The organism is Micromonospora sp. CPCC 205554 (assembly GCF_036902745.1).
In the GTDB taxonomy this organism is placed as follows: domain Bacteria; phylum Actinomycetota; class Actinomycetes; order Mycobacteriales; family Micromonosporaceae; genus Micromonospora; species Micromonospora tulbaghiae.
The window spans coordinates 512,330-524,098 of the sequence record NZ_JBAKHP010000002.1 but is presented as its reverse complement, the minus strand read 5'-3'; the positions used below and the strand labels follow the sequence as shown (position 1 = coordinate 524,098).

Annotated in this window: 11 protein-coding genes and 1 tRNA gene; 5 read left to right on the top strand and 7 right to left on the bottom strand. The window is 73.4% G+C overall.

The features are described 5' to 3' along the window. Positions 1 to 89 precede the first annotated feature (89 nt). The 4 genes from V6U82_RS05470 to V6U82_RS05455 are packed head-to-tail and all read right to left on the bottom strand — an operon-like array spanning position 90 to position 3,026. Positions 90 to 1,178 carry a hypothetical protein gene (locus tag V6U82_RS05470; protein WP_334459576.1) on the bottom strand — a complete coding sequence of 363 codons (1,089 nt, stop codon included), beginning with the start codon at positions 1,176 to 1,178 and terminating at the stop codon, positions 90 to 92. Further along, positions 1,175 to 1,891: a thioredoxin domain-containing protein gene (locus tag V6U82_RS05465; RefSeq protein WP_334459575.1), complete on the bottom strand. Its 717-nt coding sequence runs from the start codon at positions 1,889 to 1,891 to the stop codon at positions 1,175 to 1,177. Before V6U82_RS05465 ends, V6U82_RS05470 begins: the two co-directional genes overlap by 4 nt. Continuing rightward, complete coding sequence (locus V6U82_RS05460) at positions 1,884 to 2,408, bottom strand: MauE/DoxX family redox-associated membrane protein (RefSeq protein ID WP_128139121.1); 525 nt, start codon at positions 2,406 to 2,408, stop codon at positions 1,884 to 1,886. Before V6U82_RS05460 ends, V6U82_RS05465 begins: the two co-directional genes overlap by 8 nt. 30 nt (positions 2,409 to 2,438) lie before the next feature. Then, the gene (locus V6U82_RS05455) at positions 2,439 to 3,026 is read right to left on the bottom strand and encodes a sigma-70 family RNA polymerase sigma factor (RefSeq protein ID WP_334459573.1); all 588 of its coding nucleotides are present in this window, start codon (positions 3,024 to 3,026) and stop codon (positions 2,439 to 2,441) included. 221 nt (positions 3,027 to 3,247) lie between these two features. Between V6U82_RS05455 and V6U82_RS05450 the strand changes: the two genes are divergently transcribed. From V6U82_RS05450 to V6U82_RS05440, 3 genes are all read left to right on the top strand, one after another. Continuing rightward, positions 3,248 to 4,915: a copper resistance CopC/CopD family protein gene (locus V6U82_RS05450; RefSeq protein WP_442933421.1), complete on the top strand. Its 1,668-nt coding sequence runs from the start codon at positions 3,248 to 3,250 to the stop codon at positions 4,913 to 4,915. 16 nt (positions 4,916 to 4,931) lie between these two features. Further along, complete coding sequence (locus tag V6U82_RS05445; protein ID WP_128138309.1) at positions 4,932 to 5,657, top strand: YcnI family copper-binding membrane protein; 726 nt, start codon at positions 4,932 to 4,934, stop codon at positions 5,655 to 5,657. A gap of 140 nt (positions 5,658 to 5,797) precedes the next feature. Continuing rightward, on the top strand, positions 5,798 to 6,649 hold the full coding sequence (locus tag V6U82_RS05440; RefSeq protein ID WP_334459571.1) for a hypothetical protein: 852 nt from the start codon (positions 5,798 to 5,800) through the stop codon (positions 6,647 to 6,649). 103 nt (positions 6,650 to 6,752) lie between these two features. On the opposite strand, the gene V6U82_RS05435 is transcribed toward V6U82_RS05440, so the two are convergent. Beyond that, complete coding sequence (locus tag V6U82_RS05435; protein ID WP_334459570.1) at positions 6,753 to 8,048, bottom strand: glycosyltransferase 87 family protein; 1,296 nt, start codon at positions 8,046 to 8,048, stop codon at positions 6,753 to 6,755. Between the two features lie 74 nt (positions 8,049 to 8,122). Here V6U82_RS05435 and orn point away from each other — a divergent pair, with 74 nt between their 5' ends. Both orn and V6U82_RS05425 read left to right on the top strand, forming a co-directional pair. Further along, complete coding sequence (orn, locus tag V6U82_RS05430; protein ID WP_334459569.1) at positions 8,123 to 8,713, top strand: oligoribonuclease; 591 nt, start codon at positions 8,123 to 8,125, stop codon at positions 8,711 to 8,713. Between the two features lie 89 nt (positions 8,714 to 8,802). Further along, positions 8,803 to 8,878 (top strand) — tRNA-His (locus V6U82_RS05425). Positions 8,879 to 8,925: 47 nt separating this feature from the next. Here the strand turns inward: V6U82_RS05425 and V6U82_RS05420 are convergent. After that, the gene (locus V6U82_RS05420; RefSeq protein WP_128137092.1) at positions 8,926 to 10,221 is read right to left on the bottom strand and encodes a L,D-transpeptidase; all 1,296 of its coding nucleotides are present in this window, start codon (positions 10,219 to 10,221) and stop codon (positions 8,926 to 8,928) included. 162 nt (positions 10,222 to 10,383) lie between these two features. Beyond that, positions 10,384 to 11,658, bottom strand: a complete 1,275-nt coding sequence (locus V6U82_RS05415) for an Ig-like domain-containing protein (RefSeq protein ID WP_334459566.1) — start codon at positions 11,656 to 11,658, stop codon at positions 10,384 to 10,386. Positions 11,659 to 11,769: the final 111 nt, after the last annotated feature.

Below are 11,769 nucleotides of genomic sequence, written 5' to 3'. Positions count from 1 at the left end.
GGGGCCGAGGGCCGGGGGCCGGGGGCCGGGGGCCGGGGGCCGGGGACGCTTGGCAACCTCCACTCACAGATCGCCGGGGCGGTGCGGGGTCAGGGCGTGGGGGTTGGGTGGGGGGTGGGGCGGGCTGCTCTTGCGGCGGTGCGCAGGCGCAGCAGGCCCGCCGCCACCGCGCCGGCGCCTGTCGCCAGGCCGACCACCACGAGCACCCGGACCAGCACGGCCGGGCCGGCGGCCGGGGGAATCGAGCGGGACAGCGCGGCCAGGTTCGTCACCCCGGCGAACAGCGTGAGGCACGCGCCGGCGAGCGCCAGCACGAAGTCGGCGGCCGGGCGGCGGGCCAGCGCGTACCCGCCGGCGGCGAGCGCGCCGAGCCCGGTGAGCAGCGTCCACACCTGACCGGTGACCAGTTCGGCGAGCGTTCCGCCGGTGCCGGGGGCGCCGGTGTCCAGCGCGCGGGCCACGGTGAGCGCCACCGTGGCGGCGCCGCCCGCTGCGAGCAGCGCACCCACCGCGCGTAGCGCCCGCACCCCGGCGGCGGTGCCGCCCGGCGCCAGCCCCGCCGCTCCGATCAGCAGGAAACCCAGCGTGGCGGCCACCCACCAGGGGTACGGGTCGGGCGGTGGCACCCAGTCCAGCGTGCCGCGTACGGCTCCGGTGGTGTCACCGGCGCGCAGCGGCACCGCCCAGTCGCGTACCCGGTGTTCCCGGTCCGGGGCGGCGGCGACGGCGACCGGCGGGGCGTCCTCCCGCCACAGCGTGCGCTGGTCGTGCCAGCGGGCGGTGGGTCCGTCGTCGATCCGCCGCCAGTCCGGCGCGGCGGCCGGGTTCGCCTCGGCGGGCAGGCGGGTCTCCCCGGCCAGCGTCCGGTTCAGGTACGTGGCGGGGGAGTGGCTGTTCTCGTACACGCCGCCCGGGCCGATGCGCAGGTACGGCTCACCGGAGTAGCCGAGCACCGTGACGTCGGCGCCGGTGTCGTTGGTCAGCTCCAGCCGCGCGCCGGCTTCCACCATCCGCGCGGTGAGCCCGGGGCGGTCCGGGTCGACGCCGCTGATCGTGGCGCGGTAGTCGGTGCCGTCGGGCGCGTCCGCGCCGTGTGCGGCGGCCGGCGCGGCGAGCGTGAGCAGGGCGGTGGCCGCGACGGCGAGCACCAGCGCGGCCCGGCGCAGGGGTGCGGTCACTTGCCGGCCGCCTCCACCGCCGACTTGATCCCCTCGGGGCTGCGGTCCTGGAGCTCACTGCCGTTGACCTTGATGGTCGGGGTGCCGGTCACGCCGGACTTGCTCGCCTCGTCGGTGACGTGCTCGGTCCACGACCGGTACGTGCCGTCGGAGACGCAGGAGGCGAACTCGTCGCGGTTCAGCCCGACGCCCGCGCCGATGTCGACGAGCTCGTCGTTGCTGAGCCCGGCGCCGCCCTCCGGCGGCTGTTTGGCGAAGAGCTGGTCGGTGAACTCGCGGAACTTCCCGCCCTGTGCGGCGCAGCCGGAGGCGGCCGAGGAGCGGGTGGAGTACTCAGTGGTGGAGAAGCGGTTCAGGAACGCGACCGGGTGGAACACCAGCTTCGCCTTGCCCTCGTCGACGAGCTGGTTGAGCGTCTCGCCGTTGACCTGCTGGAACTGCTTGCAGGCCGGGCAGAGGTAGTCCTCGTACAGGTCGATGGTGACCGGTCCGGTGCCGAGCACGATGCCGGTGCCGGCGTCGTTGGCGCCGGGCGGGGCGGTGAACTCGTCGGACTTCTGGCTGGAGTAGACGGCCCAGCCGATGCCCCCGGCGATGACGAGCACCAGCACCGCGGCGATCGAGGTCCAGAGCGTGCGCTTGCGCCGCTTCTCCCGGGCGATCTGCTCGCGTACGACCCGGGCCGCGTCCTTGCGCCCCTTGCGACTACTCATCGGTGTCCTCCACGGTGTCGTCGCCCGCCAGCCACCCGTCCACGGAGAACGGGGTGCGGGGCCAGATCAGCAGGAACCCGGCGAGTACCAGGAACCCGAGGTCCCGGAGGATCTCCGGGAGGTAGCTGGGCGTCTGGCCGGCGGCGAGCTGCCCGCCGCTGCCGAAACACCCGCAGTCGATGGCCAGGCCCCGGGCCCAGGCCGAGGCGATGCCGGCGATGAAGACCACGAGCAGCGCCGCGGAGACACCGGCGCTGATCCGGGTGGCGAGCCCGGCGAGCAGCAGGACGCCCAGGGCCAGCTCGACGAACGGCAGCGCCGCGCCGATCACGGTGGCCACGTCGTACGGCATCACCTGGTAGGCGTTCACGGCCCGGCCGGAGGCGGCCAGGTCGCCGACCTTGGTGCCGCCGGCGATCAGCCACACGGCGGCGAGCCCGAGGCGGGCCGCGACGCCGAGCCAGGGCCGCAGGGCATGCCATCGGCCGGCCCGGGAGGGGGAGGGGGTCACAGTCATTCGTCGTCCGAGCGCCACGAAAGGTTCCCGCTATCCGGCCAGCGTGTCGCCGACGGCGTCGACCAGTTCGTCGCGGGCGCGGGCCACCCGGGAGCGGATCGTGCCCACCGGCACCCCCTCCACGTCGGCGGCCTCGGCGTACGACAGGCCGAGCAGCTGGGTGAGCACGAACGCGGAGCGCCGCTCGGCGGGCAGCCGGCGGACCAGGTCGGTGGCGCCGAGCTGGCCGGCCGGGTCCGGGTACGGGCGGTCGGTGGCGGCCTGGGCGGCGAGCCGCGCGTCGAGCCGGCGGCGGCGCACCACGGTGCGCAGGTGGTCGGCGCAGGCCCGCCGGGCGATCCCGAGCAGCCAGGTACGCGCGCTGGAGCGTCCCTCGAAGCCGGGCAGCGCCCGGAACGCGCGCAGGTACGTCTCCTGGGTCAGGTCGTCCGCGGTGTCCGGGTCGACGAGCGCGGCGGCGAAGCGCCACACCTCGGCCTGGGTGGCCCGGACGAAGGCGGCCTGCGCGTCGCGGTTCCCGTCGCGGGCGGCCAGCGCCCAGCCGGTGGCCGCGTCCCGGGCAGCGTCGGGCGCCGACTCGGGGCGGTCGGCGGCGGTGTCGCGCGGGCCGGGGATCACGTCACCCGAGGTTACGCGGCGTACCTGGAGGGGACAGGGTCCTTCGACCCATTCCGTGGTCCCGCACACGCCGGGAACTTTTCCGGCCGGCCGTCCGACTACCTTCCCATGACCTCCGAGCAGGCGCGGCGTGGCGCGCGCCGCCGCGCGGGTGGGCGTTCGATCACGCCCGCCGGAGACCGGCTCGCCGGACCCGCCCCGGTTCGGGAACCATGGCGGTCATGACTGCTGCCGTACGCCGCCCGTCCCGGGTCGTCGCCGCCCGCTCCGGGGCCGTCGCCGGGCTGCTGCTCCTGCTGGTCGCCCTGCTGCTCGTCCCGGCCACCCCGGCCGCCGCCCATGCGGTGCTGGTGAGCAGCAGCCCGGCCGCCTCCGCCGTGGTGCCCGAGGCGCCCGCGCAGGTGGTGATCACGTTCAGTGAGAGCGTCCGCAAGGTGCCCGGGAAGGTGCGGGTGATCGCCCCCGACGGCTCGCGGGCCGACCGGGGCGAGCCGACGTTCCAGGGAGCCGAGGTCACCATCCCGGTGGACCCGTCCGGCGGGCGCGGCACCTATCTGGTGAGCTACCGGGTCATCTCGGCCGACAGCCACCCGGTCTCCGGCGCGTTCACCTACTCCGTCGGCGCGCCGTCGGAGCCGCCCACCGACAGCGGCTCGGACAACCGGGCGAATCCGGTCACCGAGAACGCGGTGAAGGTGGCAAAGTACGCCGGCTACGCCGGGCTGCTGCTGCTCGTCGGCCCGGCGCTGGTGCTGGCCGCGCTCTGGCCGCGCCGGCTGTCCCGCCGGGGACCGGCCCGGCTGGCCTGGACCGGACTGGGCCTGCTGGCGGTCGCGACGGTGGCCGAGGTGTGGCTCCAGGTGCCGTACGTCAACGGCGGCGGCCTGTTCGACGTGACCGGTTCCGGCCTGGGTGACGTGCTGGGCAGCGCCTACGGCACCACACACCTGGTCCGGCTGGGCCTGCTCGCCGCGGCGGCGTTCCTGCTCCGGCCGCTGTTCGCCGGCCCGATCGGCCGTACCGACGGGATCATCCTGGCCGTCCTCGGCGGCGCGGCGCTGTTCACCTGGCCGCTGGCCGGGCACGCGGCGGCCTCACCCGCACCAGCGGTCTCCGTGGTGGTGGACGCGGTGCACCTGGGCGGCATGGCGGTATGGCTGGGCGGCCTGGTCATGCTCGCGGTGTTCCTGCTGCGCCGGGCCGACGAGCGCGAGCTGGACGCGATCCTGCCGATCTGGTCCCGCTGGGCCGCGCTCGCGGTGGCCGCGCTGCTGCTGGCCGGCACCGTGCAGGGCCTGATCGAGGTGGCCTCCCTGCAGGCGCTGTTCGACACCACGTACGGCCGGCTCCTGCTCGCCAAGATCGTGCTGTTCGCGCTGGTGATCGGCGTGGCCGCGTACTCCCGGGCGCTGGTGCGGCGGCGGGTCGCCGCCGGCCGGCCGGGCGCGATGCGGCGCGCGGTGGTGGCCGAGCTGGTGATCACGGCGGTGGTCCTGGGTGTGTCGGCGACGCTCGTGCAGACCACCCCGGCGCGTACCGCCGCCGCGGACGTCGCGGGCGCCGAGCAGGGCTACTTCTCCGCCACGCTGAGCAGCCCGATCTACTCGCTGGAGGTCCAGCTGGACCCGGCCGAGACCGGCAACAACTCGATGCACCTGTACGCCTACACCAAGGACAGTCGTCCCCAGCCGGTGCAGGAGTGGAAGGTCACAGCCGCGCTGCCCTCGGCCGGGATCGAGCCGATCACCGTCCCGCTGCTGCCGTTGAGTGACAACCACGCCACCGGCGAGGTCAACCTGCCGGCCCGGGGCGACTGGCAGTTGCGCATCACCGTCCGCACGACCGACATCGACCAGGCCACGGTGACCGCCACCGTGCCGATCAAGTAACGGAAGGTTCCATCTGATGATCCGTCTCCGGCGTCCCGCGACAGTCGCCGCGCTGACCCTCACCGCCGTCGCCACGGCCGTGCTCGGCCTGGCCGGGCCGGCCTCGGCGCACGTCACGATCAACCCGGCCGAGGGTACGCAGGGCGGCTACGGCCGGTTCGCGTTCCGGGTGCCGAACGAGAGCGACACGGCGTCGACGGTCAAGGTCGAGGTGAACCTGCCGGAGAACGCCCCGGTCGGCTCGGTCTCCACCATGCCGGTGGCGGGCTGGACGGTCGCGGTGGAGAAGCGCAAGGTCGACCCGCCGATCGAGGTGCACGGCAGCCAGCTCACCGAGGCCGTCTCCAAGCTGACCTTCACCGCCGCGCCGAACGGCGGTGTGAAGCCGGGCGAGTTCCAGGAGTTCCCGGTGTCGATGGGCCCGCTGCCGCAGGCCGACACGATGGTGTTCAAGGTGCTCCAGACGTACTCCGACGGCAACGTCTCCCGGTGGATCGAGGAGCCCACGCCGGGCGCGGAGGAGCCGGAGAACCCGGCGCCGGTGCTCAAGCTCGCCGCCGCGGCGCCCGCCTCGCCGGGCGCGAGCGCGCCGTCCGCCGCCGCGGACGACGACGATGACGACGACGGCTCCGGCGCCGCCACCGCCCTCGGTGTGGCCGGCCTGGTCGCCGGACTGGGCGGCCTGGCCCTCGGCGGCCTGGCGTTCGCGCGTACCCGTCGGGAGCCCGCCGCGAAGTCCTGAACGCGAGCGGTTCACCGGCCCGGCGGAACGATCCGCCGGGCCGGTCGCCGTCCCGGACGGGTGCCGCCGATATCCGGCGATCGGCCGACGCGCGTCGGTAAGGTCGGCCGGGTAGTTGGCTACCGAGAGGGACGACGCGAATGCGTTTCGTACGCACGATCGCCGGCGTGGTGCTGCTGGCGTTGGGGATTCCGGCGCTGCTGGCGGGTGGGGGTCTCTGGCTCGCCGCCCGGCACGCCGACCCGGACGGCGGTTTCGGCGCCCGGTTCGAGCCGGTCCGCACGCCGGCCCGCGCGGTGCTGGTGGCCGACGTGGACGCGTTGCTGCGCGCCGACCTGCCGCTGGCGCGCACCGGGCAGGCCCGGCTGCACCTGACCGCGCGGGACGACGACGGCGAGGTCTTCCTCGGCCTCGCCCCGGCCGACCAGGTGCGCCGGTGGCTGGCCGACGTCCCGCACAGCACCGTGCGCCGCGTCGCGGTCACCCGGGGCCCGCTGCCGGTCGATCTCGACCCGGCCACCGCCGGCGCCGGCACCGCCGCGCCGATGACGGCCCCCTTCTGGGTACGCGAGGGCGTCGGATCCCTTGAGTGGAGCCCGTCGGAACTGTCCGGCCGGTCGTTGAGCCTGGTCGTGATGCGCGTGGACGGCGCGGACGGGCTCGACCTGCGGATGCGTGCCGAGTTGCGGGCCGGATGGTTCCCCGGGCTGGCGTGGGCGCTGCTGGCCGGCGGGTCGCTGCTGGTGGTTCTCGCCGTGGTGGTGCTGCTGCGCCCGCTGCGGCCGCGTGAGGTGGTCTTCGTGGTCGAGCCGGACCAGGTGCCGGTGCTGGCCGGGCGTCTCGGCGTCACCTCGCTGAGCGGGCTGGGCCGCCAGCCGGGCCCGGCGTCGCGACCCGAGCGGCACCTGGTGGCGGTGGGCTCCGGGTCCGGTGGGCGGACCCGCGCGGCGATCGCTGCGCCGCCCAGCCGGTGCGCCGACGACCAGGACTGACGAGGAGAACCCGAACGGCCCTCCGCGCTGCCGACGCGGAGGGCCGTTCTTTCACCGGGGGATCGGTGCTACCTGGGAGAAAACTGAGGTAGTTGGTACCAGATTAGCGCTGATCGCCGTTTGTTGCGAGGTGTGTCCGTTCAGTCCGAGTCATCGGTTTCTCGTCCGCGTGCCGGCGGATCGGCAGCGCCACGAGCACCAGCAGGCTCAGCAGGACGTACATGTTGCGGACCACGAAGTCGACCGGGTCGTCCGTGTGCACGATGGCGGTGCCCCAGTCCTGGAACGTCACCAACCCGTACACGATCGGCAGGCCGACGACGGCGGCCAGCGCGAAGAGGCCGCCGCGACGGCGGGCCCCGGCGGGCGTCGCCGGATCGGCGTCCAGTGCCGCGTCGACGAGCACCACCACCGCGGGGATGAACCAGTACAGGTGGTGGATCCAGGTGATCGGGCTGACCAGCCCGCCCACCAGCCCGGTCAGGGTGAGACCCACCAGCGCGTCCCCCGCCCGGGACGCGCGCGCCGCCCGCCACAGCCCGAACGCGGCCACCGCCAGCGCGAGCAGCAGCCACAGCAGCCGGTCCGGCTCGGCCGGCGCGGTCAGGCGGCTGAGCAGCCCGAACAGCGACTGGTTGCCGGTGTAGTCGGGGCGGCCCACCCGGTCGGTCACCCACAGCTCATGGGTCCAGAACCGCCACGAGTCGCCCGGCGCGACCGCCGCCGCCAGCAGCGTGGCCACCGCCGCGGTCACCGCCGCCACGGCCGCCGCCCGCCACTTCCGGGCGGCGAGCAGGTAGAGCACGAAGATGCCGGGGAAGAGCTTGAGCGCCGCCGCCAGCCCCACGCCCACGCCGGCCCAGCGCCGACCCTGCGGTACGGCGAACAGCAGGTCGCCGAGGATCAGCACCACGAGCAGCATGTTGATCTGCCCGAGCGTGATCGTCTCCCGGGTGCTCTCCACGGCGAGCACCAGCAGCACGGCGACGGTGAGGCCGAACCCCAGCGGCAGGTCGTGCCGCCGCAGCACCGGCAGCACCAGCCAGCGCGTGGTCACCACCACCGCGGCCACCGTCAGCACCGCGAAGGCGGCGATGGCCACCCCGAGCCGCAGATATCCGAACGGCGCCAGGAGCAGCGCCGCGAACGGCGGATAGGTGAAGTAGAGCGCGCCCTGCACCCGGTCCGGCTGGACGTAGTCGTAGAGCGGGTGCCCGGCCGCCCACCAGTCCATCGCCGACATGTAGATCTTCTGGTCGTAGTAGTCGTGCCGCAGGTTGCGCAGGTAGGGCGCCGGCAGGATCGCGATCAGCGCCAGCACCACGACCACCCGGCGAGCCGTACGCCCGCCCGCGTCGTCACGGGGGACGGCGGGTGGGGCGACGGGTTCGGCTGGCACGCAGGAAACCCTAGCGGTCCACCTCGGCCGCCGGGCCGAGGCGCGGGCGCGTCGGCGGCGCGTAGTCTGTTCCGGTGGCTGATCTTCTCGTCTGGATCGACTGTGAGATGACCGGGCTCGACCTGCGGCGGGACGCCCTGATCGAGGTCGCCGCGCTCGTCACCGATCCCGACCTCAACGTGCTCGGAGACGGCGTCGACGTGGTGATCCACGCCGACGACGAGGCGCTCGACGGCATGCCGGAGATCGTGCGCAGCATGCACGCCAAGTCCGGCCTCACCGAGGAGGTACGCCGCTCCACGGTGACGCTGGCCGAGGCCGAGGACATGGTGCTCGACTACGTGACCAGCTACGTGAAGGATCCGCGTACGGCCCCGCTGTGCGGCAACTCGATCGCCACCGACCGGGGTTTCCTGGCCCGCGACATGACCCGGCTCGACGCGCACCTGCACTACCGGATGATCGACGTCTCCTCGATCAAGGAGCTGTGCCGGCGCTGGTACCCGCGGGTGTACTTCGGGCAGCCGCAGAAGGGCCTGGCCCACCGGGCGCTCGCCGACATCCGGGAGAGCATCCGCGAGCTGGAGTACTACCGGCGGACCGTGTTCGTCCCGCTGCCGGGGCCGGACGTCGAGGCCGCGAAGGCGATCGCCGCCCAGCTCTGACGCCCGCGCCGAACCCGGTGGACGGGGTCGGCCGGAGTGTGGCTATGATTAGTCCGCGCACCGCCCGGGCGACCGGAGCGGCGAGCATGGTGGCTGTAGCTCAGTTGGCAGAGCACCGGGTTGTGGTCCCGGTTGTCGTGGGTTCAATTCCCATCAGTCACCCCATCGACGAAGCCCCCTCCTCCGGGAGGGGGCTTCGTCGTGTGCGAGGGTCAGGGGGTGGGCTCGACGCTCGGCGTGCCGGCGTCCGGCGTGGTGTCGGCGGCCGGCGGCTCGTACGGCAGGGCGCTGCCCTTGACGTACTCGTCCCAGCTCATGTTCCAGTCGGTCCAGCCGTTGCCGTTCTGGAGCTTGCGCTCGGTGCCCTTGACGGTGATCGGGTCACCGATGCGGGTGTTGGCGAACAGCCAGTTGCCTTCCTTCATCGACACGTTGACGCAGCCGTGCGACACGTTCGTGCGGCCCTGCACGCCCTCGGACCACGGCGCGGCGTGGATGAACTCGCCGCCCCAGGTGAGCCGCTGGGCGTAGTCGATCTCGGTGCGGTAGCCCTCCTCCGGGCCCAGCTCCTCCATGGTGTCGAAGACCGTGTGCCGGAGCTTCTCGATCACCACCATGGTGCCGCTGGAGGAGGGGGTGCTCTTCTTGCCCAGGCTCACCGGGATGGTCTTGACCACCTTGCCGTCGCGGGTGACCGTCATCCGCTTGGTGCGGTTGTCGACGGTCATCACGAACGACGGGCCGATCTTGATGTCGACGCTGAGGTCGGCGCGGCCGTACCAGCCACCGCCCAGCGGCAGCCCGCCGGCCTGCACCTTGTAGCTGACGGTGCTGTTGGCCTTCCAGAACGTCTTGGGCCGGTAGCGCACCTCGGTCGGGCTCACCCAGTGCCAGATGCCCTCCTGGGCCGGCTTCGAGGTGACGGTCATCCGGCGCTGGACGTCGTCGCGGTAGTCCTCCGGGATGGCCCGGCCGAACTTCACGATCAGCGGCATGGCCACGCCCACGACCTGGTTGTCGCCCAGGAAGCTGGTGACCCGGATCTGCTTGGCCGGCTTCGCCATCGTGGTGAACGTGCTGGTCGCGGTGGCGGCCTTGCCGTCGTCGCCGGTCGCGGTCACGGTCGCCGTGTACGTCTGCCCGTACTCCAGGGCCGCTGACGGCAGCCAGCTCCCGCCGTCCGCCGCGAGCGTGCCGTCGACGACCTTGCCGGCGGCGTCCTTCAGCTCGACCGTGGTGTCCTGCGCCTCCTTCGTGGTGAAGGTGATGGCGGTGGACGCGGGCACGTCCTTGGCGTCGGCGGCGGGCTCGCTGATGGTGGCCGTCGCCTTCGGCGCCTTCTCGCCGCCGTCGCCGCCGCCCTGCCAGCTCGACGGCTTGTCGCCGCCGCCGCTGGTGCAGGCGGTCAGGGCCATCGCGGCGGCGAGCAGCCCGGCTGCCAGCGCACGGCGGCGGCCGACGCGTCGGGCGCTCACGCCCCGGATCGGTTCGTCCTGCCCAGCTCGCATGACTCCCTCACAAGGTGATGCCGTTCCCCGTCGTCTCAGGTCAGACGCGCCGGAGCGGGTACGCGTTGCCGGACGTGAAACGGAACACCCCGCGCGGGTGTAACGATTCCCCTGTCGTCCGGCGCTTCGTCGGAGGTGGCGTGTCCGACCACGTTACGCCGGTCAGAACGGCGCCGGCTGCCCGCCCTGCGGAACCGGCAGTGCGCTGCCGGCGACGAACTGCGACCAGCTCATGCTCCACGCCGTCCAGCCGTTGCCCGAGGCCAGGCGGCGCTCGGTGCCCTTCACCGTGATCGGGTCACCCACCATCGTCTTGCCGAACAGCCACCGGCCGTTGGCCATCGACACGTTGACGCAGCCGTGCGAGACGTTGCGGCGCCCCTGCACACCCTCGGACCAGGGCGCGGCGTGGATGTACTCGCCACCCCAGGTGATCCGCTGGGCGAAGTCGATCTCGGTGACGTAGCGGTTGGCCGGGTCCGGCTCGCTGCGGGTGTCGAAGACGGTGGACTCCTTCTTCTCCATCACCACCATGGTTCCGCTCGAGGAGGGGGTGCTCTTCTTGCCCAGGCTGACCGGCAGCGTACGGATGACCGAGCCGTTCTCGGAGACCGTCATCTGCTTGGTCGCGTTGTCCACCGTCATCTCGAACGCGCGGCCGATCTTGGCGGTGGCGCTGCGGTCGATGTTGCCGTACCGGCCGTTGCTCAGCGGGATCCCGGCCAGCGCCAGCCGGACCGTGATCGTGGTGCCCGTCTTCCAGTACTCCGGCGCGCGGTAGTACGCCTGGGTGCCGTTGTCGACCCAGTGCCAGGCGCCGGGCTGCGGCGGGTCGGTCTGCACGAACATCCGCTTCTGCACCGCGGCCCGGTCCTTCTTCGGGATGCCCGGGGAGAACTCGGCGACCACGGGCATGGCCACCCCGTACGTCTTGCCGCTGAACATGTAGAGGCCGGAGCCGATCATCGACTTGGGCTTGGCCATCGTGGTGAACGTGCTGGTGCCCTGGTAGGTCTGGCCGTCCTTGCCGGCGCCGGTGACCGTGGCGGTGTACTTGGTGCCGTACTTCAGCGCGGCCGACGGCACCCAGCTGGAGCCGTCACGCCGCATCCGCCCGGCGACGTTCGTTCCGTCGGCGGTGGCGAGCACCACCTTCGAAACGGTGCCGCCACCGGGGATGCGGGCGCTGATCTCGGTGCTGACCGGCCGGGCGTTCGCGCCGTCGGCCGGGCTCACCGTCAGTGGCGGCGCGGCGGCGCTGTCGCTGGGTGCGACGCTCGGGTCGGGCGCGGAGGACGAGACGCCGCCGACCTGCTGCTGGCCGGGCACGAACTCCGGCTTCTTCCCCTCGTCGCCGCCGCCGCACCCGGTCAGTGCCAGCGACGCCGTCAGGACCAGGGCGCCCACCGTCGCCCCGGCCCGCGCGAACCTGCCCATGCCCACCCCTGTCCTCGCGTGCCTGGCGGACATCGTGCCGCATCGACGCTCCCGCGCCCGCCCCCGCGCCGGATGAGGTGACCGTTTTGGTCGCTTTCGCCGGTTAAGCTC